Annotated in this window: 22 protein-coding genes and 1 tRNA gene; 14 read left to right on the forward strand and 9 right to left on the reverse strand. The window is 62.6% G+C overall.

Translation table 11 applies throughout. From position 1 onward, the window contains the following. Nucleotides 1-19 precede the first annotated feature (19 nt). From ACBG85_RS02365 to ACBG85_RS02400, 8 genes are all read left to right on the forward strand, one after another. Nucleotides 20-544: a TetR/AcrR family transcriptional regulator gene (locus tag ACBG85_RS02365; protein WP_202427151.1), complete on the forward strand. Its 525-nt coding sequence runs from the start codon at nucleotides 20-22 to the stop codon at nucleotides 542-544. Beyond that, a complete protein-coding gene (locus ACBG85_RS02370) occupies nucleotides 541-2,025 on the forward strand; it encodes a flavin-containing monooxygenase (RefSeq protein WP_372026066.1) in 1,485 nt (494 codons plus the stop codon). Before ACBG85_RS02365 ends, ACBG85_RS02370 begins: the two co-directional genes overlap by 4 nt. Then, on the forward strand, nucleotides 2,022-3,737 hold the full coding sequence (locus tag ACBG85_RS02375) for a GMC oxidoreductase (protein WP_007732329.1): 1,716 nt from the start codon (nucleotides 2,022-2,024) through the stop codon (nucleotides 3,735-3,737). Before ACBG85_RS02370 ends, ACBG85_RS02375 begins: the two co-directional genes overlap by 4 nt. Next, nucleotides 3,721-4,368, forward strand: a complete 648-nt coding sequence (locus ACBG85_RS02380) for a hypothetical protein (protein ID WP_372026069.1) — start codon at nucleotides 3,721-3,723, stop codon at nucleotides 4,366-4,368. Before ACBG85_RS02375 ends, ACBG85_RS02380 begins: the two co-directional genes overlap by 17 nt. 286 nt (nucleotides 4,369-4,654) lie before the next feature. Continuing rightward, nucleotides 4,655-5,209 (forward strand): Fur family transcriptional regulator, encoded by a 555-nt coding sequence (locus ACBG85_RS02385; RefSeq protein WP_003943517.1) that lies wholly within the window; start codon nucleotides 4,655-4,657, stop codon nucleotides 5,207-5,209. A 31-nt stretch (nucleotides 5,210-5,240) separates the two neighbouring features. Next, a complete protein-coding gene (locus tag ACBG85_RS02390; RefSeq protein WP_003943483.1) occupies nucleotides 5,241-6,692 on the forward strand; it encodes a catalase in 1,452 nt (483 codons plus the stop codon). A 269-nt stretch (nucleotides 6,693-6,961) separates the two neighbouring features. Continuing rightward, a complete protein-coding gene (locus ACBG85_RS02395; RefSeq protein ID WP_372026071.1) occupies nucleotides 6,962-7,648 on the forward strand; it encodes an HAD family hydrolase in 687 nt (228 codons plus the stop codon). 6 nt (nucleotides 7,649-7,654) lie between these two features. Beyond that, nucleotides 7,655-8,644, forward strand: a complete 990-nt coding sequence (locus ACBG85_RS02400) for an LLM class F420-dependent oxidoreductase (RefSeq protein WP_007732341.1) — start codon at nucleotides 7,655-7,657, stop codon at nucleotides 8,642-8,644. Here ACBG85_RS02400 and ACBG85_RS02405 read toward each other — a convergent pair. Both ACBG85_RS02405 and ACBG85_RS02410 read right to left on the reverse strand, forming a co-directional pair. Continuing rightward, the gene (locus tag ACBG85_RS02405) at nucleotides 8,541-9,920 is read right to left on the reverse strand and encodes a sensor histidine kinase KdpD (RefSeq protein ID WP_070160537.1); all 1,380 of its coding nucleotides are present in this window, start codon (nucleotides 9,918-9,920) and stop codon (nucleotides 8,541-8,543) included. The genes ACBG85_RS02400 and ACBG85_RS02405 overlap by 104 nt on opposite strands. Continuing rightward, a complete protein-coding gene (locus tag ACBG85_RS02410) occupies nucleotides 9,917-10,621 on the reverse strand; it encodes a response regulator transcription factor (RefSeq protein ID WP_003943475.1) in 705 nt (234 codons plus the stop codon). Before ACBG85_RS02410 ends, ACBG85_RS02405 begins: the two co-directional genes overlap by 4 nt. A 167-nt stretch (nucleotides 10,622-10,788) precedes the next feature. Here ACBG85_RS02410 and ACBG85_RS02415 point away from each other — a divergent pair, with 167 nt between their 5' ends. From ACBG85_RS02415 to ACBG85_RS02425, 3 genes are all read left to right on the forward strand, one after another. After that, nucleotides 10,789-11,253: a hypothetical protein gene (locus tag ACBG85_RS02415; RefSeq protein WP_003943487.1), complete on the forward strand. Its 465-nt coding sequence runs from the start codon at nucleotides 10,789-10,791 to the stop codon at nucleotides 11,251-11,253. Nucleotides 11,254-11,473: 220 nt separating this feature from the next. Beyond that, nucleotides 11,474-12,277: a metal-dependent hydrolase gene (locus ACBG85_RS02420; protein ID WP_007732353.1), complete on the forward strand. Its 804-nt coding sequence runs from the start codon at nucleotides 11,474-11,476 to the stop codon at nucleotides 12,275-12,277. Nucleotides 12,278-12,395: 118 nt separating this feature from the next. Further along, complete coding sequence (locus ACBG85_RS02425; RefSeq protein WP_372026076.1) at nucleotides 12,396-14,141, forward strand: cholesterol oxidase substrate-binding domain-containing protein; 1,746 nt, start codon at nucleotides 12,396-12,398, stop codon at nucleotides 14,139-14,141. Nucleotides 14,142-14,146: 5 nt separating this feature from the next. On the opposite strand, the gene ACBG85_RS02430 is transcribed toward ACBG85_RS02425, so the two are convergent. Then, a complete protein-coding gene (locus tag ACBG85_RS02430; protein ID WP_083059355.1) occupies nucleotides 14,147-14,860 on the reverse strand; it encodes a hypothetical protein in 714 nt (237 codons plus the stop codon). Between the two features lie 29 nt (nucleotides 14,861-14,889). After that, nucleotides 14,890-16,506 carry a DHA2 family efflux MFS transporter permease subunit gene (locus ACBG85_RS02435; RefSeq protein ID WP_058038247.1) on the reverse strand — a complete coding sequence of 539 codons (1,617 nt, stop codon included), beginning with the start codon at nucleotides 16,504-16,506 and terminating at the stop codon, nucleotides 14,890-14,892. Between the two features lie 120 nt (nucleotides 16,507-16,626). Between ACBG85_RS02435 and ACBG85_RS02440 the strand changes: the two genes are divergently transcribed. After that, nucleotides 16,627-17,103, forward strand: coding sequence for a MarR family winged helix-turn-helix transcriptional regulator (locus tag ACBG85_RS02440; protein ID WP_003943458.1), 477 nt, complete (start codon nucleotides 16,627-16,629; stop codon nucleotides 17,101-17,103). A 57-nt stretch (nucleotides 17,104-17,160) separates the two neighbouring features. On the opposite strand, the gene ACBG85_RS02445 is transcribed toward ACBG85_RS02440, so the two are convergent. Further along, a complete protein-coding gene (locus ACBG85_RS02445; RefSeq protein ID WP_003943522.1) occupies nucleotides 17,161-18,192 on the reverse strand; it encodes an ABC transporter substrate-binding protein in 1,032 nt (343 codons plus the stop codon). Nucleotides 18,193-18,381: 189 nt separating this feature from the next. Between ACBG85_RS02445 and ACBG85_RS02450 the strand changes: the two genes are divergently transcribed. Next, a complete protein-coding gene (locus ACBG85_RS02450; RefSeq protein WP_372026078.1) occupies nucleotides 18,382-19,938 on the forward strand; it encodes an acyl-CoA synthetase in 1,557 nt (518 codons plus the stop codon). A gap of 1 nt (nucleotide 19,939) precedes the next feature. Here the strand turns inward: ACBG85_RS02450 and ACBG85_RS02455 are convergent, their stop codons facing one another. The 4 genes from ACBG85_RS02455 to ACBG85_RS02470 form a co-directional block, all read right to left on the reverse strand. After that, nucleotides 19,940-20,293 (reverse strand): VOC family protein, encoded by a 354-nt coding sequence (locus ACBG85_RS02455; protein WP_073513339.1) that lies wholly within the window; start codon nucleotides 20,291-20,293, stop codon nucleotides 19,940-19,942. A gap of 100 nt (nucleotides 20,294-20,393) precedes the next feature. After that, a complete protein-coding gene (locus ACBG85_RS02460) occupies nucleotides 20,394-20,717 on the reverse strand; it encodes a hypothetical protein (RefSeq protein ID WP_003943496.1) in 324 nt (107 codons plus the stop codon). A 75-nt stretch (nucleotides 20,718-20,792) separates the two neighbouring features. Then, nucleotides 20,793-20,866: transfer RNA gene (locus ACBG85_RS02465), tRNA-Pro, on the reverse strand. A gap of 54 nt (nucleotides 20,867-20,920) precedes the next feature. After that, nucleotides 20,921-21,889 carry a metallophosphoesterase gene (locus ACBG85_RS02470; RefSeq protein ID WP_003943461.1) on the reverse strand — a complete coding sequence of 323 codons (969 nt, stop codon included), beginning with the start codon at nucleotides 21,887-21,889 and terminating at the stop codon, nucleotides 20,921-20,923. Nucleotides 21,890-22,021: 132 nt separating this feature from the next. Between ACBG85_RS02470 and ACBG85_RS02475 the strand changes: the two genes are divergently transcribed. Beyond that, a complete protein-coding gene (locus tag ACBG85_RS02475) occupies nucleotides 22,022-22,498 on the forward strand; it encodes a GatB/YqeY domain-containing protein (RefSeq protein ID WP_003943491.1) in 477 nt (158 codons plus the stop codon). Nucleotides 22,499-22,556 lie beyond the last annotated feature (58 nt).

A 22,556-nucleotide genomic window follows, 5' to 3' on the forward strand; every position in this document is an offset into this window, starting at 1 on the left:
GGCCGAACGTACAGCGGCGATGCGTGGGCGCCTCCTCGACGCCGCCGTCGAATCGTTGGTCGAGCTGGGCTACGCACGGACCAGCACGCAAGAGATCGCCCGCCGCGCAGGCGTCTCGCGGGGTACGCAACTGCATCATTTTCCGACCAAGGAATCGCTGGTCGTCGCGGCCGTCGAGTATCTGGTCGACAAGCGGCTGGAAGAAATCCTCACCGCTGAAGTGGATCGTGGTCGAGGCCTCGAGGTCCTGTCGGACGCGTTCTCCGGGCCGCTGTTCTATGCCGCCCTCGAATTGTGGGTCGCGGCGCGGACCGATCCCGTTCTGCATGCGGCGACGGTGCCCCTCGAACGCAAGGTGAGTGAGGCGCTCGAGTTCGGCAGCGCCGAGTTGTTCGGTGATCGGTTCGATTCCGAGTCGGTCGAACTCACCATCGAACTCGTTCGTGGGCTTGCCGTCTCAGCCCTGTTTCGTACATCCGAAGCCGACGACGCGCTCAGAGCGCGACTGTTGCCGGCCTGGCAATCCCGAGTGGAGAAGAAGTGAAGCTTCCCGAACATGTCGAAACGCTGATCGTCGGTGCCGGATTTGCCGGTATGGGCTTGGCGGCCAGAATGCTTCGCGACAATCGCGCTGCAGACGTCGTGTTGATCGAGCGTGGAGCTGACATCGGCGGCACTTGGCGCGACAACACCTATCCAGGCTGTGCCTGTGACGTGCCGACGGCGTTGTACTCGTATTCTTTTGCGCCGAGCGCCGATTGGAGTCATACCTTTGCTCGTCAACCCGAGATCTACAACTATCTGCAGAAGGTGGCCGCAGACACCGGCATCGTGGAACGCGTAGTCCTGAACTGCGAACTCGAAGCTGCTGTGTGGGACGAGGATGCGGCGCTGTGGCGTATTCGGACATCTCGAGGGTCGTTGACGGCCAAAGCTCTGGTCGCCGCGACCGGAGCGTTGTCGACGCCCAAGATCCCGGATTTTCCCGGTCTCGACCAATTCTCCGGGACCACTTTCCATTCGGCGACGTGGAACCACGAACACGAACTGCGCGGCGAGCGCGTAGCCGTGATCGGAACGGGAGCGTCGGCGGTTCAGTTCGTTCCCGAAATTGCCGACCCTGCTGCCCATGTCACCGTGTTCCAGCGAACTCCGGCCTGGGTGATTCCGCGGATGGATCGCACCCTGCCTGCCGCACAGAAGGCCATGTACTCGCGGATTCCGGTTACACAGAAGGTGATTCGAGGGTGGGTTTACGGCTTCCGCGAGCTACTCGGTGCCGCGATGTCGCACGCGACGTGGGTGCTGCCTGCCTTCGAGGCGGCCGCACGCCTTCATCTGCGCAGACAGGTGAAAGATCCGGAGTTGCGCCGGAAACTGACTCCCGATTTCACGATCGGTTGCAAGCGCATGCTTCTGTCCAACGACTGGTTGCGCACCCTTGACCGCGCGGACGTGAGTCTGGTCGACAGTGGGCTCGTCTCGGTCACCGAAAACGGAGTGGTCGACGGACGCGGAGTCGAGCACAAGGTCGACACCATCATCTTCGCCACGGGATTCACGCCGACGGAACCGCCTGTTGCGCATCTGATCACCGGAAAACGTGGCGAGACGCTGGCCGCACATTGGAACGGTAGTCCCAACGCGTACAAGGGTACTGCGGTCAGCGGGTTCCCGAATCTGTTCCTCATGTACGGTCCGAACACCAACCTCGGACACAGTTCGATCGTGTACATGCTCGAGTCCCAGGCCGAGTACGTCAACGACGCCGTGAACACCATGAAGCGAGAGCGGATCGATGCCCTCGACGTGAACGAGACGGTGCAGGTGCACTACAACAAGGGAATTCAGCACGAGTTGCAGCACACGGTGTGGAACAAGGGCGGATGCTCGAGTTGGTACATCGATCCGGAGGGGCGCAACTCGGTGCAGTGGCCGACGTTCACTTTCAAATTCCGTTCGCTGCTGGAGCATTTCGATCGGGAGAACTACTCCGCTCGCAAGATCGAAAGCGTCGAGGCATGACCGCGACGCACTACGACGTGGTGGTTATCGGTTCGGGATTCGGTGGCAGTGTCGCCGCTCTTCGCCTGACGGAGAAGGGCTACCGCGTCGGGGTGCTCGAAGCCGGTCGACGGTTTGCCGACGACGAGTTGCCCGAAACCAGTTGGAGACTTCGAAAGTACCTGTGGGCGCCGTGGATCGGATGTTATGGGGTTCAGCGCATCCATCTTCTTCCGGATGTGCTCGTTATGGCGGGGGCCGGCGTCGGAGGTGGGTCGTTGAACTACGCCAACACGTTGTATCAGCCACCCAATCGGTTCTTCGAAGACCGTCAGTGGGCGCACATCACTGACTGGCACGACGAACTGGCGCCGTACTACGACCAGGCCAAACGGATGTTGGGTGTTCGCACCAATCCGTCCTTCACTCCTGCCGATGCGGTGATGAAGGACGTAGCCGAAGAGATGGGCGTGGGGGAGACCTTCACGTCCACCCCCGTCGGGGTTTTCTTCGGGGAGGCAGGAGTTTCCGTGCCGGACCCGTTCTTCGGCGGAAAAGGACCCGAACGCACAGGTTGCACGGAATGCGGGGGATGTATGACCGGGTGCCGAGTCGGTGCGAAGAACACGCTGGTCAAGAACTACCTCCATCTCGCCGAGCAAGCGGGCGCCAGGGTTCATCCGCTCACGACCGTCACCGACCTTCGGCCGGCGGCAAGCGGTGGTTACCGCCTGCTCGCGAGGCGAACGGACGGCGTCCGCCGGCGAGAAGTTCGGTTCACCGCCGATCAGGTGGTGGTTGCCGCCGGAACGTACGGAACGGCGAGACTGCTGCTCGGTATGAAGGAATCCGGTGCCCTGCCGGGCCTGTCGGACACTCTCGGCACCGTCGTACGTACCAATTCCGAAGCCGTACTGGCCGCAACGTCGAAGTCGCGTCGACGGAACTTCACGCAGGGCGTAGCCATCACGTCGTCCTTTCACCCGGATGATCACACGCACATCGAGCCGGTGCGATACGGCAAGGGCAGCAATGCAATAGGACTTCTGCAGACCGTCCTGAGTGACGGCGGTGGGCGAACTCCCCGGGTGCTGAAGACTCTGGCAGTCGCGGCCCGGCACCCAGGAGCGTTCTTGCGATCGTTGTCGGTACGGAACTGGTCCGAGCGAACCGTCATCGCGCTGGTGATGCAGACCGATGACAACTCCCTCGAACTTTCCAAGAACACCAAACGATTCGGGCGCTCCCTCACCAGTAGACCGGGACCGGGCGATCCACCTCCTCAGTGGATTCCGCAGGGTCATACAGCCATTCGCAAGGTCGCCGAGAAGATCGATGGCGACCCGGGTGGTTCCATCGCCGAGATCGTGAACATCCCGATGACGGCACACTTTCTGGGTGGCTGCGCTATCGGTGACAGCGCGTCGAGTGGCGTCGTCGATCCGTATCTGCGTGCATACGGTCATGAGGGACTGCACGTCATGGACGGTTCGGTGGTGAGCGCAAATCTCGGAGTGAATCCTTCCCTGACCATCACTGCGCAGGCGGAACGAGCGTGCGCGATGTGGCCGAACAAGGGTGGCGCGGACGCCCGCCCGAAGACCGGCGAGCCATACGTACGTATCGATCCGACTTTGCCGTCCGATCCGGTGGTGCCGACGCATGCACCAGGCGCTTTGCGGCTTCCCCTGACCATTCGAGCTGAGAAGGTGTCCGATGTGGAGCGTGCCTGAATCGACAAGTGACCGCGTCGACTGGCCGGTGAGTGATCCGCCGCCGTGGCCGGCTCGCGTTCGCGCGACACTGTGGTGGCACCGCAGTACGTCGGCGGCGCGGGAGCTCGGCCCGGATGGTCGAACGATTCCGATGACGGTGGCCATGATGGTGGACTACCTCGATTCGCCGGTCGGCCCGTATCGCGAGATCCTCGCCAGTCCGGTCTTGCATGCGCCAGGGAAACGGATCGGGCCTATGCCGCGGATGGCGGTCCCTTTCATCGCGGTGGATTCGGAACCGTCGGTGCACGGTGGGCGAGTCCACTGGCAACTACCCAAGGTTCTGGCCGAGTTCGACGGAGACGTGCAGCAGAAATTCACTGCAACCGGCGACGGATGGCGGGTGCGTTCGGATACGCGGATGCTCGGGCCGCGTCTGCCGATTGCCGGGGCGTTGGGATTTGCGCAGCCGGAGTCCGGTGGAGGTCTGGCGATCGCGTCGGCAAGGCTGACGGGATCGTTCCGATACGCGCGCGTGAGCGTCGAGGCAGAGGGGCGGACCCTGCCGGACTGGTTGGCTGTGGGCACCCATCACGGCGTCGTGATTCTGGGCGGAAAAATGACTACGGGAGCGGCCAGGCGTCGGTAACGAGGGTTTGACCTGCGAAAAAGCGACCAAGGCCGCCCGTCAGTGACCGGGCGGCCTTGGTCGTGTGGTGTGAAAGTCAGGTGTCGACGTCCCACAGGCGCCTCTCGGCGGGTGGTCGCTCGCAGCGACAAAAGGGGTGGGGCCCGGGGCTTGTTCGGACGCCGACAGGGTGTTCAACGGCGGTCTCCCCGGATTTGTTCCCGTCCTCGATATGTGACACCGGTCTCGATTCAACTTAGGCAATCCTTTTCTTGACTAATTCCAGAAAAGCGGCATACTGGGAAACATGCGAGACGGAGAGCATGACTTCGACCCCCGAGCGCAACTGCGCGCCGTCGGGTTGAGGGTCACTGCTCCGCGCCTCGCCGTGCTGGATGCGGTTACAGCCCAACCGCATTCAGACGCCGATTCTGTTGCAGCACTCGTGCGGCAGCAGCTCGGATCGGTATCCACACAGGCCGTTTACGACGTGCTGAAGGCATGCGTGAACGCAGGATTGCTGCGACGCATCGAGCCGGCGGGTTCGCCCGCACGGTTCGAGACGAGGACTGGTGACAACCACCATCACCTCGTCTGTCGCGGCTGCGGCAAGGTCGTCGACGTCGATTGTGTTGTCGGCCAAGCTCCCTGCCTCGAACCTTCCGATAATCACGGCTTCGAAATCGACGAAGCCGAGGTCGTGTTCTGGGGCCGTTGCGAAGATTGCCTGAAGAATTCTGCCGAATCCGACACCGAGTCGGACGCGGTCTCGCAGAATCGAATTGATGCGTCCAGAACCTCCGAGTCAGCCACCTCGCATGCAGCCCATGCGTTCGACTCGGATGCAGCCCCGCTCCTCTGACGCCCAGCCCACAACGCTAGGAGGCTTCGCCATGACCAAGCCCACCACCAACAATTTCGGTATCGCGGTCGCAAGTGATGACGAATCGCTGACCGCGGGTATTCAGGGGCCGGTGCTCCTTCACGACCACTACCTGATCGAGAAGCTCGCGCAGTTCAACCGCGAGCGTGTCCCGGAGCGCATCGTCCACGCCAAGGGCGGCGGCGCTTTCGGTGAACTCGTCATCACACACGACGTCAGCAAGTACACCAAGGCCGCGTTCCTGCAGCCGGGTAAGAAGACCGAGTCCCTCGTCCGCTTCTCCACCGTCGCCGGTGAGCAGGGCAGCCCGGACACCTGGCGCGATCCGCGCGGTTTCGCGATGAAGTTCTACACCGAAGAGGGAAACTACGACCTCGTCGGCAACAACACCCCGGTGTTCTTCATCAAGGACGCCATCAAGTTCCCCGACTTCATTCGTTCGCAGAAGCGACTGCCCGGCTCCGGTCTTCGTGACCACGACATGCAGTGGGACTTCTGGACTCTGCGTCCCGAGACCGCTCACCAGGTGACCTGGCTGATGGGTGACCGCGGTATCCCGAAGACCTGGCGCAACATGGACGGCTTCGGATCGCACACCTACCAGTGGGTCAACGCTGCGGGTGAACGCTTCTGGGTGAAGTACCACTTCAAGACCGATCAGGGCATCGAGTTCCTGACGCAGGCCGAAGCAGACAGCCTCGCCGGTAGCGATCCCGACTACCACCGCGCGGATCTGTACAACGCCATCGAGGCCGGTAATTTCCCGAGCTGGACACTCAAGGTTCAGATCATGCCGGTCGACGAGGCCGAAGGCTACCGCTTCAACCCGTTCGACCTCACCAAGGTCTGGTCCCAGAAGGACTACCCACTGATCGAGGTCGGCAAGTGGACGCTGAACCGCAATCCGGAGAACTTCTTCGCGCAGATCGAGCAGGCATCCTTCGAGCCGTCGAACGTGGTGCCCGGCATCGGATTCAGCCCGGACAAGATGCTTCTCGGCCGCGTCTTCTCCTACGCCGACGCACATCGTTACCGCATCGGCACCAACTACGCCGACCTGCCGGTCAATGCCCCGAAGAACGAGGTGAACTCCTACTCCAAGGAGGGCGCCATGCGTTACAGCTTCAATTCCCCGTCGACGCCGGTGTACGCACCGAACTCGTACGGCGGACCGCATGCCGATCCGTCGGTTGCCGGTGACGAAGGACTGTGGGCGTTCGACGGCAAGGCAGTGCGCGCCGGATACATCGAGCACGCCGAGGACGGCGACTTCACGCAGGCCGGAACGCTGGTCCGTGAAGTTCTCGACGACGCAGCTCGTGAGCGCCTGGTGAGCAACATCGTCGGCCACGCCCTTGCCGGCGTCAGTGAGGAAGTTCTGTTGCGTGTCTTCGAGTACTGGAAGAACGTCGACGCAGATTTGGGCAAGCGCGTCGAAGAAGGTGTACGCGCAGGTCAGTGACCCGCTGACATGAGCATCGCTTAGGTCTACCGAATGCGGACCGCTGCAAGGGAAATCACTTCCCGGCAGCGGTCCGTTTCCGTCTACCCAACTACAGAAGCGCAAACCAATAGGCGAAGCATGCGAGAAGGAATACAACGACTGACTCCATGACGACACCCCTGTTCGACGTGCACTTCTGCTGTTCGCACTCTCCATGATCCGCTTCTCGAGCTGAGAATGCTCGGGGCACAAGTTTCGCGAACCGAGGTGTTGGGCAGTCAATTCCCATGGCAATAGGTGCGGTACTCTTCGACATCGACGGAACGCTCGTCGATTCCAACTATCTGCACGTAGAAGCGTGGTCGCGAGCTTTCTTCGAGGTAGGTCGCCCGGTCGACGCGTGGCGGGTACACCGCAGCATCGGCATGGACGGAGACCAACTACTGGAGTCCTTGCTCGGCGAAGACATCGACGGGTGCGGACCGCGAGCCAAAGAACTTCACACCACGTACTACCGGCAGTCGGCCGACCGTCTCCGAGTACTGCCGGGAGCGCGCGAGTTGATCCGCCGAGTTCACTCGCTCGGACTGCACGTGGTGCTCGCTACCTCGGCGCCGGACGACGAACTGAAGTTGCTACGCCGGACGCTCGACATCGACGAAATGATCTACGCCGCAACCTCTTCGGAATCCGTCGACGAGGCCAAACCTGATCCGGACCTGATCGAGGTCGCGCTCGCGAAGGCAGGTGTCGACGCGGGCAATGCGGTCATGGTCGGGGATGCCGTCTGGGACATGAAGGCGGCGACATGGGCGGGCGTTGTGGCTGTGGGAGTGCGCAGCGGCGGCATATCGACCGACGAACTCGAAGGTGCGGGTGCGGCTGCCGTGTACGACGACGCCCGCGACCTCCTCGACCACCTCGACGGCAGTGTGATTTCCGAACTCGTTTCAGGCCTAGATACCGGGAGTTGATCAGTGATGGCACGATTCGGCTACACCTTGATGACGGAGCAGGCAGGTCCGAAAGAACTGGTTCGCCATGCAGTTCGGGCCGAAGAAGTCGGCTTCGACTTCGAAGTGATGAGTGATCACTACTCGCCGTGGCTGACCGAGCAGGGGCATGCACCCTACGCCTGGTCGGTGCTGGGGGCAGTCGCCCACGCCACCGAGCGAGTCGGTTTGATGACGTACGTGACTTGTCCGACCGTGAGGTACCACCCCGCCGTCGTCGCTCAGAAAGCTGCGACGATCCAGATCCTCGCGGACGGACGCTTCACCCTGGGATTGGGAAGTGGCGAGAGCCTGAACGAGCATGTGGTCGGCGAGGGTTGGCCGTCCATCGACACCCGCCAGGACATGCTGCAGGAGGCGGTGAGCATCATTCGCGCACTGCTCGCCGGAGATCTGGTGAGCTGGAAGGGGGAGTACTTCGACGTCCAGTCCGCCAGGATCTGGGATCTCCCCGAGAACCCGGTTCCGCTGGCGCTGGCCATGTCCGGAGACAAGTCCGTCGAGCGTTTCGGTCCGATGGCCGACGATCTGATTGCCGTGCAACCGGATTCGGAGCTAGTGCACTTGTGGAAGCACGTGCACGGCCGAGCATACGGATTGGCTCCCGCAGGCCGGACCATCGGTCAGATTCCGATCTCGTGGGACCCTGATCGCGACACGGCAATTGCACGAGCTCATCAGCAGTTCCGGTGGTTCGGCGGAGGGTGGTCCGTGAACTCCGAACTGCCGACGCCGGCGAGCTTCTCGGGTGCGACTCAGTTCGTGCGCAAAGAGGATGTAGCTGAAAGCATTCCGTGTGGTCCCGATCTCGATGTGATCGTCGAAGCGGTCAAGGCATACACGGACGCCGGATTCACCGATGTGGCACTGGTACAGATCGGTGGAGATACCCAAGACCGATTCTTCGACGAGGCGGCCAAGCCGCTGCTCGAGGCTCTGCACGTCGAATTGGGTTGATCGAGAAGATCAATCGAGTTCCGCCGAGTGGGCTCTTGTCGAGTCGCGCGCTACCGCCGTGCAGCCTCGCCTGCTGCGCGACGAGGGCCAGCCCCAAACCGCTTCCGGCGTCGCCCGCACCGGTACCACGAACGAATCTCTCGAACATCGCTTCGCGTTCCGAAGGCGCGATCACGGTGCCGTTGTCGTCGACGAATACCGTCGCCGAACCCGTCGCAGCCCCTGATCGGACGGTGATCTCGACTTCGTCGGCATTGCCGTGCCGAACGGAATTGGTGACGGCGTTGGTCAGCACCAGACGGATACCCGCGGGAAAGGCCTGAACCGAAAGTTCTTCCGGTGCTTTCAAACGAACGTCGACCTGCGGGTGCAGACGGCCGGCGTCAGCGACGGCGCGATCGGCAACCTCGACGAGATCGACGTCGGCACAATCCTCGGGATCGGCCACGTCACCCAGGGCTAGAGTCTCGAGGTCGGTCAGGGTGCGCTCGATCTGGCGCTGCGCTTCCAACAATTCGCCGGACAGTTCGCGCCGTTGGCTTTCCGTGAGATCGAGTGTTGCGAGAACTTCGAGATCGGTACGCATCGACGTGAGAGGTGTGCGCAGTTCGTGGGCGGAGACGCGAGCGAAATCGCGTGCCGACTCCAACGCCTCCTCGGTGCGGCTTCGATCGCTTTCGATGCGACTGAGCATGCTGTGGATTGCCTCCGACAGTTCTTCGGCTTCTCGCGTTCCACGTACCGACGGTGCCCGGTGCGAGAGTCCGTCGACGTCGAGGTTGTTGCCGATCGAACTGGTGGTCTCGGTCAATTGCTGTAGTGGCCGGACGGCTCGGCCGGTGAGGAACCAACCGAGCCCGGCCGCGGCAAGGATGGCGACCACTGCTGCAGCGGCCACTTGGAACTGCTGCTCACGGATTGCCTGGGTCAGTGGGTCTTCGGGGATGCTGACGGCCAGTGCGGCGCCGCTGTCGCCGGGCACCAGAACATCACGACTGCGAACATCGGTGGTAGCCAAGGCGCTGACGGTCGCGGCGTTGAATCCGGGGCTGACCACGGATGGTTCTGTTGTTGCAGTTGGTGTTTCGATGAATAGCGGGCTCGGCGCACTCGCCGCGACGCCCAGGGTGACGGAATCGAGAGTGCGTTCGAGTTGTTCGGATCCGTTGACACGCAGAAAGACCGCGAACGCAATTCCGATCGCGGCAATCACGATTCCGGCGGCCAGGCCCGAGGCGATGGCTACGCGAGTCTGAAGTGACAGCGGCCGCTTCATCGTTCGGCCCTCAGGACGAAGCCCACCCCACGCACTGTGTGGATCACGCGGGGCGCTCCGTCGACTTCGAGTTTCTTGCGTAGGTAGGTGACAAAGACGTCGACGACATTGGTGTCGGCGGCGAAGTCGTAACCCCAGACGAGTCGCAGGAGTTGTGCGCGACTGAGTACGACACCGGCGTGCTCGGCGAGTACCGACAACAGGTCGAATTCTCTTTTGGTGAGTTCGATTCGCCTACCGTCGATGTGCGCTCGATGGCCACGGAGATCGACCGTCAGCGGTCCCACCGTGATCGGATGGTCGACCGACGGGGTGGCTCGCGTCGTGCGTCGAAGCAATGCGCGGAGTCTGGCGACGAGCTCGGCCAACTCGAAGGGCTTGGTGAGGTAGTCGTCGGCGCCCGCCTCCAGCCCCGCGATGCGATCACCCACGGAACTTCGGGCGCTGAGCACGCAGATCGGAACCTCGTTGCCGATCGCGCGCAGGGCGGTCACCACCCCGACGCCGTCGAGGCCGGGCATGTTGACGTCGAGAACGAGCGCGGCCGGGCATTGCTTGTTCACCGATGACAAGGCCGATCGTCCGTCGACGGCAGTTGCCGTGTCGAAGCCCGACAATCGGAGTCCACGTTCGAGCGAATTCAGAACCTTCGCGTCGTCGTCAACGATCAGGATGCGCTCGCGTGTACTCACCCCAGCCATGGTGCCATCGGATCAAGGCCTGGGGCCTCGCTCGGAGCGAGGGCCGTCGCATTCTCATCAACTCCTAAGAAACCGACAACAGATCTGCAGTGTTGGCTTCATAACCTCGGGTTTCTCGGATGCGACCGCGCCGAGAACTCGAGAACGTTCGATCAAGGAGAACAACGATGACGCGATTGAAAGTGAACGGCAAGCGGGCCCGCCGGACCGGTGTGGTGGTGGCGTCCGTGGCGGTCCTCGGTATGGCAGTGGCGCCGGGAATCGCCTGGGCTTCCAACCCGATTTCCGACGGGTCACCGGTGGCGGTGCGGTCGATCGCGACCGCTCCAGCCGAGTTGGGTGTGGCTCCCGAAGTAGCGTGTGGTGTCGCGGCGCCGATTTCCGACGAGGAGCTGCAGAAGCTCATCGACGAGGGGAAGGTCGTGCGCGCGGAGGAGGCCGGTACGGCCGCAGTCACTATCGAAGTGCCGAGCGAAGCTGCGACATTCGTTGCGCGTGAAGGGGTGCCGGCGTTGCCGACCGTCGAATGGGCTCCGACCACCGAAGGTGTTCCGGCAGAGGTGCTCGACATGGCCGGTGTCGCTCCGCTGGAGGAAGGCGTTGCCCTGTCATGCACGGTTGCCGCGGGCTGACGAGCGAAAAAAGCTCCGCATGAACCGCTTTGACCTGGAACGGTACGGCCGTACTCAACTGGGTCTGGAGGTTGGTCAAGCCTGTCGGTAGCACTTGCTACGTTCGGGGCGGTCTCGGCGAGCATGCCGGGGCCGTCGCCGACGGCGTCATGTGTGTGGTGTCTTGCAGAGGGTGCGGTACGGCCTGATGCGGGGCGCGTTTCGAAAGGTGTTGTGTTTCATGGTCATGGGCCCCACCCACGCGATGTCCGGTGCTGCTGTGGGGTTGGTGGTTGCGGAGTTGTTGCCTCTAGACTGGGGAGGGCCCACATCCACTGCGGAAACTTTGACCTTTGCCGGAGTGTGTGCCGGAGCCGCCTTGCTTCCCGACCTCGATACCGGTCAGTCGACGGTTTCGCGATCATTCGGTCCGCTCAGCAAGGCTCTGGCCAAAGGCATCGACGCAATTTCGGTGACCTTCTACCGCATCACCAAAGGCAAGAAGGACGGCAAGCGTCGTGGTGGGCATCGGACGCTCACGCACACCGCGCTGTTCGCCGCCGGGTTGGGTGCCGGGGTCTCGGCGCTGGTTGTTCAGTTCGGGAAGCCAGCCATCATCATCACCCTGTTCTTCTGCCTCGGGTTGGCCATCCGTGGATTGGCGGGTGAATTGGCCAAGGAGAAGGGTTGGCTCGCGGTCTCCGCCGTTGCGTTGGTGCTCTCTGCCCTCACCTGGCAGTGGTATCCGAGTGAGGCTGGATCCACGGGGCTAGGTGTTGCGGTGGCCTTGGGCTGCGCCACGCACTGTCTCGGCGATGCGATCACCAAGGAAGGGGTGCCGTTTCTCGCGCCCCTGATTCCGCTCGGCGGCAAACGATGGTGGGAACAACGGCTGCCGTCATTCCTGTCCATCCGTGCAGGTGGGAACCTCGAGAAGATCCTGATCGGGCCGGCGTTGACGGTTCTGACTGCCTGGTTGATCATCAGTGCGTTCGACGGTGCCCCGGAAGCGATCTACGCGGTCTTCGCTCCGATGGTGCAGTGAGCTTCGGAAAACTTTTATTACGGAACCACTGGCATCGTAATCATATTTGTTCTACGTTCGTCCCTGACATGAACCGAGTCGGCTGACGGAGTGAGCAGTGGTGCATCAAGCAGAGCGCATGGCAGAGCACAGCTCGAGCGAAGACGGTGTGAGCCGGCGCGGATTTCTCGCAGCGAGTGCCGGCGCAGCTGCTCTCGCGGGCATTTCCTGGGCGCCGGCTGGAGCAGTTCCCTGGGGTTCGGCATCGACCATCGCGCCACCGCCCGGATTTCCGTCGGACATTCCGTTGTCACAGCAGGCGTACGCGAACTGGTCGCGAGAAATCATGCTCGACAGCGTGTGGACGGCCACGGCACGTCACAGCGACGACGTGGTCACCCTCGCCAACTGGGCGTTCGACAACGGGTACACAGTGCGTGCGAAGGGAACGATGCACGGGTGGAGTCCGTTGACGGTGGTGCCCGGCGCACCTTCGGATCGAGTTCTGCTGGTCGATACGATGGCCAAACTGAATTCGGTTGTGGTGCAGCACGGCACGCCCGCAACGGTCACGGCGGGCGCCGGCGCCAGTATCGAAGCGATTCTGACAGCGCTCGAGCGAGAAGGGCTCGGCTGGGCCAACTCTCCGGCGATCGGTGAGCTGTCCATCGCCGGCGCGCTGGCGATCGGTGCTCACGGGGCAACCTATCCGGCTGTGGGGGAGACGATCACCCCTGGTCAATCGTATGGTTCGCTGAGCAACCTGATCACCGAGATCACGGTGGTGGCGTGGGACGAAGGCATCAATCGGTACGCACTGAAGACATTTCACCGATCGGACGTCGAGAGCACCGCCTTCCTGGCCCATCTGGGTCGAACCTTCGTCACCTCCGTGACGCTGCAAGCCGGGGAGAATTATCGGCTGCGGTGCCAGAGTTTCACCGACATTCCGTGGCAAGAACTCTTTGCTGCTCCCGGGTCGCCAGGGCGTACCTACGAGAGTTTCGTCGAGAAATCCGGACGGGTGGAAGCAATCTGGTTCCCGTTCACGCAAACACCGTGGCTCAAGGTCTGGACACCGACCCCGGTCAAACCGCCGGAGTCCCGAGAGGTGAGCGGGCCGTACAACTACTTCTTCTCCGACGCGATTCCCGAAGAAGTCACCACCCCGTTGGGGATGGTGGCACAGGGTCTCCAAGGTGCGACACCGCTGTTCGGCGCCTCTCAGTTCGGCGCTGTAGCAGCAGGATTGGTGCTGACCGACACCGACGATCTCTGGGGCTGGTCGAAAGACGTTCTGTTCTACCTCCGGCATACGACCTTGCGCGTCGTAGCCGGGGGCGGAGCCGTGATCACCAAGCGGTCCAACATCGGCCGAGTGGTCCACGAGATGACGAGTTGGCTGAACGAACGAATGACGCACTACGCGTCGTTGGGGCAGTATCCCGTCAACATGCCGTTCGAAGTGCGTCTCTGCGGTGTCGACGATGACGGCGAGGTGTTGGTCGACAGCGCCGGAGTGCCGGACCTGTCAGCGGTGCGGCCGCGGGCGGATCGTCAGGACTGGGACACAGCGATCTGGATGAACGTGGTCTCGATTCCCGGCACCGCGGGATTGCCTGCGTTCCTTCGCGAAATGGAACGGTGGATGGTCGCGAACTACTCCGGCGATTACGCGACCTTCCGTCCGGAGTGGTCCAAGGGGTGGGCATTCACCGATCAGGCGGCGTACCAGGACGACGAATTCCTCACCAGCACAGTGCCTGCCACCTTTCGTGCCGGTGGCGACGGGAATTGGGACTTCGCTCTCGCCACTCTCGACGAACACGACCCGCACCGCGTATTCAGCAATACGTTCCTCGACCGCGTATTGCCACCCAGCTGAATCTCCTACTGCGGAAGCGGTTTGCGCCAACATACGTCGGTGACACGGATACGCTGATTGTTGTCACCGTTCCAATCGACGCTCAGCCCCTGAGTTCGGAGTGCGTCGGCTACCTGGCGCCCGACGGTCTGATCGGTGTGCGCGATCATGTGTGCCTTGGCGGTTTCGTCGCCGCCGAAGGCAGCGGCGACCAGCGCGGGATCGAGATCGTGGGCCGGACGGAACGCACTGTAGGACAAGTAGAGATCGGACGGCTCGTCGCCGAGACGCTCCGCATCTTGCATGTGGAAGAACGTGTACGCCCACTGAGCAAAGGGATACCCGTTCTCGTCGGGTTCGGACGGCGTGCGTTCGTCGTCGATTTCGGTAGTGCCGCACTGCATGCAGCAGGTGAAGTTCATCCGGGCCACGATGCCGTTGCGTTCGAGTTCGGCGAAGGCTGCGGAGAGGCGCTCGAAGTCTCCGGGAGCCGTCCACTGGGTCTGCTCCTCGACTCTTCGGTCCCAGACCTCACGCACTACTGCGTCGATCTGTCTGCCGAGTTCGTCGTTCTCGAAGCCGCCCTCGACACAGTCTCGGGCGGCTTCGCAGATTTCGTCGAACGTAGCGAAACCTGGGACTACCAGTTCGCGTGCTTGCTCACGTACGGCGACGATGTCGGCCTCACTGAGCCCCGGTGCTGACCGTGACTGTGATGACCGTGACCAGGGCAATCGCATACCGGCACCGTACTGCACCGATCCGACCGTCAGGCGACGTCGGCTGCTGCTTTCGTTTCCTCCTCGTTTGACGGGGCAGGCTTGTTCGGGATGAGCGCCGTGGCGATCAGGCCCACCACGACAAATCCGGCCGCAAGGTATCCGCCGAGTGTGATGCCGTGAGTCATCGCAGATTGGGCAGCGTCGGCGACGAAGGCAGTGTTCGGTGAACCGGCCAGCGAGTCGATGGCGGCGCCTGCGCTGTCGGTGACTGCCCGCGTCAACTGATCAGCCTGAGCTTGGTCGATACCGGATCCGGTGAGGTCGTTGTTCAGCGTCGAATTGAGAGTGCTGAAGAAGACCGTGGTGAGGACAGCGATGCCCAGTGCGGATCCGAGTTGGCGGAACGCGCTCTGAATGCCGGAGCCTTGACCGGCGCTCTGCTCGGGAATCTCCTCGAGCACGACGTTGGTCACCTGGGCAGTCGCAAAACCGACGCCGATTCCGTAGAAGAACAGCACTGCGGCGATAGTCCACCAGGGGCTGTCTGTCGCAGCGATGAATCCGAGGCCGGCGAGACCGAGCGCTTCGAGAGCCAGGCCGATACGGACCAAGCCCAACGGCGAGACCTTCGATGCCAGCCCGAAGCTCGCACCACTGGCGACAAAGCTGCCGATGGCAATGGGAACCAGCGCGAGCCCTGCCTGGAGGGCGCTGTATCCGAGCGTGAACTGGAGCCAGAGAGGAAGCACCGCAACGATTCCGAACTCGCCGAGTCCGATGATCAGCGTCGCGATGTTGCCGTTGCGGAACGACGAGATGGAGAACAACCGTACGTCCATCAGTGCCCGCGACGGATCGGCGCTGCGGGTGAGCATGGTTTGACGGTAGGCGAACGCACCGAGCGACAGAACGGCGAGAACCAGCGCCACCAGAACCGGCGACGGGCCGCTGGACCATGACAGACCGAATAGATCGAAGGGTTCCTTCGTCGTCAGCCACCCGTACGTTCGTCCCTCGACGAGTCCGAAGGCCAGCAGGCCCAGGCCGGCGATGGACAGTGCCGCTCCGGTGGCGTCGACGCGCCCAGCGGTGCGCGGGGAGGGAGCGATGAACAGCACTGCGCCGATGAGAATGAGCGCAGCAAGCGGAATGTTGATCCCGAATGCCCAACGCCATGAGGCATGTTCGGCAAGCCAGCCGCCGAGCAATGGACCGAGGGCGGATGCAGCGCCGATGGTGGAGCCCCAGACCGCGAAGGCCTGGCCGCGCGCCTTTCCGGTGAACATCGCGTTCAGAAGCGACAGTGACGTGGGCAGGATCATGGCCGCGCCGGCGCCCTGCAGGAAGCGCGCCAGGATGAGCAGACCGCCGTTCGGCGCCAGTCCGGCCAGCAGGCTCGTTGCGCCGAACACGACGACACCGGCGATGAAGATACGACGGGCGCCGACCAGGTCGGCAACTCTGCCGACCAGAAGCAGGAGTGCCGCGAACACGATTGCGTAGGACTCTTGGATCCATTGAGCCTGAACGGAATTGATCCCGAGATCTTCGATGATCGAGGGAACTATGACGTTGACGATCGTGGTGTCGACGACGATCAGTGCCACGCCGAGTGCAATGGCGATCAGGCCCAACCACTTGCGGGTGGTGGGTGAGATGTTCACGAATAAACCTCCATTGTGAAGTAACTTTATTATGAAGGTATATTTGAGGCGGTAAGTTGTCAACGTGCGCGCTGGGCTCGACCGGCCGCCGTCTGGCACAGGAAAGGTGGGATCACCGAGGTGGAGGCACCGCGCGACATCTCCGTGGAGCGGGAGCGGCTGATGGACGAATTCCGCGCGTACGGTGGCACGTTCACCGAATTCAGCCATCGATTCGCGTCGTGGCTCGGCCTGCATTCCACCGACGCGACTGCCTTGATGGAAATCACCGCTGCCGAGGAGAAGGGGACGCCGCTCTCACCCGCCCGCCTCGGAGAGCGGATCTCGCTGACGTCGGGTGCAACCACCGCGTTGCTCAACCGCCTGGAGAAGGCGGGACATATCGTCCGGACCCGAGAGAATGCCGACCGGCGAGTGGTCACGCTGCACAGCAGTGCGCATGTGCAGGACCTGGCGGACGAGTTCTTCGGGCCCCTTGCCGTGCGACTCGACGCCATGATGGCGAAGTACCCGCCCGAACTGCTCAGTCGATTCGAGGAATTTCTCGTCGACCTTCACTCGACGATGAACGAACACCTCGAGCAGGACAACCGCTGAACAAAGAACGCCGCTCGACTCCGGAGAGTCGGGCGGCGTTCTTTGTGTCGGTGACGGCTACTTGCCGAGCTTGGCTTGCAGGTCGTCGAGAACCAGGCCGGCACCTGTCGGGCCGAGGCCCAGGAACCAGGTCTCGTCGCTCACCTCGGTGGCGCGTCCTTCCTTGACTGCGTCCATGCTGGCCCACAGCGGTCCGGCAACAACCGTGGTCTGGCCCGTGTCGGCGGGATTTCCGTAGCTGGAGTAGAAGATTCGGTCACCCTCCGCCTCGGTGATCGTTTCGGGGCTGACCTCGACGGCCAGTTCGTCGATGTCCTGGATCGCCGGGCGGGGCAGGCCGACGTCCTTCAAGATGACGCCGATGAACGACAGATTGCCGTACAGGCGCAGCTTCCCGGACATGAAACGAACCAGTGAAACGGTCGGGGAGCCGTCGATCGACTCACGTACCTTGTCGGCGTGCTCTTGGTAGTCGTTGAGAACCTGCTCAGCCTTGGTCTCCTCGCCGAGTGCGTCACCGGCAAGGAGGAAGTTCTCCTTCCACGGAAAGCCGGGGCGGATGCTGAAGACCGTCGGAGCGATTGCCGCGAGTTGCGGGTAAAGCTTGTCCTGGCGCAGCTTGCTGCCGAGGATCAGATCGGGCTGCAGTGCGGTGATCGCCTCGAGGTTGAGGTTGTTGGTCGTGCCGACATCGGGGACACCGACCAACTTGTCCGCCAGGTACGACGGCTGACCGGCGGCGCTTTCCGGGCTGGCGATGCCGACCGGGGTGATCCCGAGCGAGAGAACCTCGTCGAGTTCACCGCTGTCGAGGACGACGACGCGGGTCGGCTTGGCCTCGAGGGTGGTCTCGCCCAGGGCATGGGTGATGGTGCGAGGGAACTCGCCTGGCGCGGCATCGCTGCCGAGCTTCGCGGTTTCCGTGTCGGCGGTGCTGAACAGCTTGCCGCCGGTCGCGACATCGGTGTTGCCGTTCGCGTTGCCGCCGGCGTCGGAAGAGCCGCAGGCCGTAGCGGCAAAAACAGTCGCCAAGGCAACCATGGCGACCCGGACCGACGTGCGGCTCCGGAGAGTGGTGCGTGAGTGCATTAGGCTACCCTACCTTTAGGCTATCGGGCTTGCTCAGGGAGGTATCCGCACCGTTGACGCCAGGTGAGCGGCGCGTCAGGTCTCGCTCAGCGGGACCGCTACGCAATTCGGACTACAGGGTGCGACCAACGTGTTAGCTTCGCGAAAGACCTGTACTGGTAAGCGAAGACGCGTGTAGTGAGGATTTCGATGACCCTGAACATTGCCGATCTGTTCGAGGCCGTTGCCGATGCGATCCCCGATCGAGTTCCCTTGATTCTGGAAGACGTGCGATTGAGCTACGCCGAACTCGAACTGCGATCGAACCGACTCGCTCATCACCTGCAGTCGGTGGGCGTCGAGCCTGGGCAGCACGTCGGTATTCACATGCGTAACTGCGTCGAGTACGTCGAAGCGCTCCTGGCTTGCTTGAAGATCAGAGCGGTACCGATCAACGTCAACTTCCGCTATACCGATGCAGAACTCCTGTACATCTACACCAACTCTCAAATGGTGGCACTGCTGGTCGAAGAGGAATTCGCGCCGACGGCATTGGCCGTGGTTCCGCAGTGTCCGGAGATCACCCACGTGCTGATCGTCGGCGAAGACTACGAGAACGCCCTTGCCGCGCAGACTGATGCCCGCGACTTCGGCCCTCGCAGCAACGACGACCATTTCATCATCTACACCGGCGGCACAACCGGAATGCCCAAGGGTGTGGTGTGGCGGCACGAGGACTTCTTCTTCGCCGCGCTGTCCGGAGCGAACCTCAGCGGGCCGCCGCGTCGGAGTCTCGAAGGGGTTGTGGATGCAGCTGTAGCGAACACCAATCCAACTGTGCTGCTACTCATCCCGCCGCTCATGCATGGAGCCGCAATCTATTCACTGCTCACGGCATTCCTCATGGGAGCGCCCCGAGTACTGACCCGCAGCTTCGATCCGATGGAAGTGCTGCGACTGGTCGAGGCCGAGAAGATCGCCGGAATCACCGTCGTCGGCGACGCGATTGCTCGGCCGATCGCCGACGCCATCACCGCAAGCGAAGGGCGCTACGACCTTTCGACTCTCCAACTGATCGGGTCTGGTGGCGCGTTGTTCTCCCCGAACCTGAAGGCAGAACTGACAACCCGACTACCGGGGTTGGTGATCAAGGATGCATTCGGTGCTTCGGAATCCGGCAACGACGGCGTCGTCGAATTCGGTGTGGACGGTTCCAAACGAATTCGATCCAACCCCAACATGATTCTTGTCGACGACGAATTCCGTCGCATCGAAACAGGCTCGGACACAGTCGGTTTCATCGCCCGGGCCGGCCATGTTCCCGTTGCCTACTTCGGCGACCCGGCCAAGACTGCTGCAACTTTTCCTGTCGTCGACGGGGTTCGTCTGGCGGTACTCGGGGACATGGGCACGATGGAAGCCGACGGAACCATCGTGCTGCTCGGGCGCGGTTCGATGTGTATCAACTCCGGCGGCGAGAAGGTCTACCCCGAAGAAGTGGAGCAGGCACTCAAAACTCACCCGGCAGTTTTCGACGCCTTGGTAGCGGGCGCGCCCGACGCACGATTCGGCGAGAAGGTCGCCGCGGTGGTGCAGGTTCGACCGGGATTCGAAGATGTTGCGACGGAATCATTGTCGGAGCATTGCCGCACCCACGTCGCCGGGTACAAGATCCCCCGCTCGATCGTGCTCGTACCAACCATCCTCCGCTCGCCCAGCGGTAAGGCCGACTACCGTTGGGCTCGCGAAACCGTAGCGGGAGCGTAAATCACCTCCCGGCACTTCGGACGACGCACCACTCGTTTCCCTCGGGATCCAGCAGCACCTGAAAGGTGCCGGCCGGGTCCTCCTGGACAGTGCCGACCCGAGTTGCGCCGAGGCGCTCGGCAGCTTCGGTCGCAGCGACGACGTCATCCACACTGACGTCGATGTGTAGACGATTCTTCGTCAGCTTGGATTCCGGTACACGTTGGAAGGCGAGGCGAGTCCATCCTGGAGGGTCGACAAACGCCCACTCCGCGCTCCGCTCCACCGGCTGCCCACCGAGGATTCCGGCCCAGAAGGTCGCCAACTGGGCTGGTGCGGAGCAATCCACAACTACTTCATCGACCTGCCCGATCACCGCTTTACAGCTCCGCTGAATTCGGCTGTCACAGCTGCACTCAATTCGGCTGTCACAGCTGCACTCAATTCGGCTGTCACACCTGCGCTGAATTCGGCTGTCACAGCCAGGGCTCGATCGGCTTCTTCACCCACATGATCTTCTCGTCGGGATGCTCACGCCGAGCTTCGGGACGGTCTGGGTTGGCTGCTGCCCACACGGCTTTCTCGTCGAGCAGTCCGGCCGCGATCGTCCAGGTCTCCCGCGTGCTCGGCGGATTGGCGCCCGCCGCCCGCGCAAGCTTGCGCAGCCGATCGTCGGGCATGTCGAGCAACTCTGCACTACTGATATCGCGATCCCAGGCGAACTTGGCAAGACCGACAGCTTTCTCACGTCGGCTACGGCTCGCCATGTCGTTGTGCGCGAAGTCTGGTTCGGATGCCACGGCTTCACCTTATCGTCAACGAAATCGAGGCCCTCCCGCGTAAAGCGGAAGGGCCTCGATTTCTGTTCTTCACTGTCGGGGTGGCGGGATTTGAACCCACGACCTCTTCGTCCCGAACGAAGCGCGCTACCAAGCTGCGCCACACCCCGTGTCGAACCTCGGTTAGCTTACATTACCGAGTCGACTGACATTAAATCCGCAGGTCAGTTGCGTAGAACCGACGCTGGAGACTCTGCGGAACTGTGTGCGGAGACATGCTCCGGTTCGCGCCTGGTCGCCGGAACCAAAGTCAGCAGAGTTGCCTCGGGGCGGCAGCAGAAGCGTGCCGGAGCCCACGGCGAAGTGCCGATGCCCGCTGAGACGTGCAGCTGGGTGTGCGCGCCCCACTTCGACGGTCCCTTGACCCGGGATCGGTCGATCTGGCAGTTGGTGACCAGCGCGCCGTAGAACGGAAGGCACAGCTGACCACCGTGCGTGTGGCCAGCGAGCACCAGGTCGTAGCCGTCGTCGGCGAACCGGTCGAGAACTCGAGGTTCGGGCGAGTGCGTCAGGCCGAGCTTGAGCTGGGCGACGGGATTCGGTGTTCCGGCGACGGTGTCGTAGCGATCGCGCTTCAGGTGCGGATCATCGACGCCGGCGGCAGCAATGCGAATACCGGCCACTTCGAGTTCGCGGCGCACGTGGGTCATGTCCAGCCATCCACGTTCGGTGAACGCGGCCCGCAGATCGCCCCAGGGGAGGGGATCCCCGGTGATGCGCTTGTCCTTGTTGAAGATGTAGCTCAGTGGATTCTTCGGTTTCGGAGCGAAGTAGTCGTTGCTGCCGAAGACGAACAGACCCGGCCGAGCCAACAGATCGCCGAGCGCCTGGACCACTGCCGGGACGCTGCGCTGATGCGACAAGTTGTCTCCGGTGTTGACCACGAGGTCGGGGTCGAGGCCTTCGAGCTCACGCAACCAATTCTGTTTCAACCGTTGGTTCGGCATCATGTGCAGGTCGCTGAGATGGAGGACCCGCAGCGACGACGAACCGGGCGCCAGGACTGGCATCGTCACCTCACGCAGTGCAAATGCATTGCGTTCGATGCCGGATGCGTACCCGATCCCTAGTGCAGCGGCGCCCGCGGCACCAAGTGCGGTGCGGGTCAGATTGGTGCGGAACTGGGAAGACACCTCTCAAGGATACGGGTGTGGCGTTCTTCTGCGTCGCTCTCGCCGCCTTTTACAGCTATTCCACAGAGAATTGTGTCCGGGCGGAGGTAACTATCGGCACGCTCGAAACGCCGAGCGCGTAGCGTTTCCACCATGTCCGACACGACACCATCGCTCAAAGCCACCCTCCGAACCGACATGGTTGCATCCATGAAGGCGAAGGATCCGCTACGTACAGCCACCCTTCGGATGCTCATGGCAGCCATCCAGACCGAAGAGGTTGCCGGTAAGGAAGCACGGGTCCTCACCGACGAAGAAATCATCAAAGTCCTTGCAAAGGAATCGAAGAAGCGCGGCGAATCGGCCGAGATCTACACCGAGAACGGCCGCGGTGAACTTGCCGCGAAAGAGCGCGCCGAAGCTCAGATCATCGACGAGTACCTGCCGACGCCGTTGACCGACGCCGAACTCGTCGACGTCGTCGACACCGCCCTCGCTCAGGTGTCCGAGGAGCTCGGTGAGCGTCCGGGTATGCGTCAGATGGGCCAGGTCATCAAGGCCGCCAGCGCGCTGGCCAAGGGCAAGGCCGATGGCGCACGTATCTCTGCAGCAGTGAAGTCCCGCCTGTAGAAGCGCGCCACCGGAAACCGAAAACGGCCGCGAACTCCGAGTCACTCGGAGATCGCGG

Source organism: Rhodococcus sp. NyZ502, from assembly GCF_041464245.1.
In the GTDB taxonomy this organism is placed as follows: Bacteria; Actinomycetota; Actinomycetes; order Mycobacteriales; family Mycobacteriaceae; genus Rhodococcus_F; species Rhodococcus_F qingshengii.

What these genes read in the sequence shown, in the direction of transcription:
- ACBG85_RS02380 (WP_372026069.1), top strand. Translation starts at nt 3,721, where the DNA reads ATGTGGAGCGTGCCTGAATCGACAAGTGACCGCGTCGACTGGCCGGTG.
- ACBG85_RS02415 (WP_003943487.1), top strand. Translation starts at nt 10,789, where the DNA reads ATGACGCGATTGAAAGTGAACGGCAAGCGGGCCCGCCGGACCGGTGTG.
- ACBG85_RS02385 (WP_003943517.1), top strand. Translation starts at nt 4,655, where the DNA reads ATGCGAGACGGAGAGCATGACTTCGACCCCCGAGCGCAACTGCGCGCC.
- ACBG85_RS02390 (WP_003943483.1), top strand. Translation starts at nt 5,241, where the DNA reads ATGACCAAGCCCACCACCAACAATTTCGGTATCGCGGTCGCAAGTGAT.
- ACBG85_RS02445 (WP_003943522.1), bottom strand. Translation starts at nt 18,192, where the DNA reads ATGCACTCACGCACCACTCTCCGGAGCCGCACGTCGGTCCGGGTCGCC.
- ACBG85_RS02410 (WP_003943475.1), bottom strand. Translation starts at nt 10,621, where the DNA reads ATGGCTGGGGTGAGTACACGCGAGCGCATCCTGATCGTTGACGACGAC.
- ACBG85_RS02430 (WP_083059355.1), bottom strand. Translation starts at nt 14,860, where the DNA reads ATGCGATTGCCCTGGTCACGGTCATCACAGTCACGGTCAGCACCGGGG.
- ACBG85_RS02450 (WP_372026078.1), top strand. Translation starts at nt 18,382, where the DNA reads ATGACCCTGAACATTGCCGATCTGTTCGAGGCCGTTGCCGATGCGATC.
- ACBG85_RS02395 (WP_372026071.1), top strand. Translation starts at nt 6,962, where the DNA reads ATGGCAATAGGTGCGGTACTCTTCGACATCGACGGAACGCTCGTCGAT.
- ACBG85_RS02375 (WP_007732329.1), top strand. Translation starts at nt 2,022, where the DNA reads ATGACCGCGACGCACTACGACGTGGTGGTTATCGGTTCGGGATTCGGT.
- ACBG85_RS02475 (WP_003943491.1), top strand. Translation starts at nt 22,022, where the DNA reads ATGTCCGACACGACACCATCGCTCAAAGCCACCCTCCGAACCGACATG.
- ACBG85_RS02420 (WP_007732353.1), top strand. Translation starts at nt 11,474, where the DNA reads ATGGTCATGGGCCCCACCCACGCGATGTCCGGTGCTGCTGTGGGGTTG.
- ACBG85_RS02405 (WP_070160537.1), bottom strand. Translation starts at nt 9,920, where the DNA reads ATGAAGCGGCCGCTGTCACTTCAGACTCGCGTAGCCATCGCCTCGGGC.
- ACBG85_RS02400 (WP_007732341.1), top strand. Translation starts at nt 7,655, where the DNA reads ATGGCACGATTCGGCTACACCTTGATGACGGAGCAGGCAGGTCCGAAA.
- ACBG85_RS02365 (WP_202427151.1), top strand. Translation starts at nt 20, where the DNA reads ATGCGTGGGCGCCTCCTCGACGCCGCCGTCGAATCGTTGGTCGAGCTG.
- ACBG85_RS02425 (WP_372026076.1), top strand. Translation starts at nt 12,396, where the DNA reads ATGGCAGAGCACAGCTCGAGCGAAGACGGTGTGAGCCGGCGCGGATTT.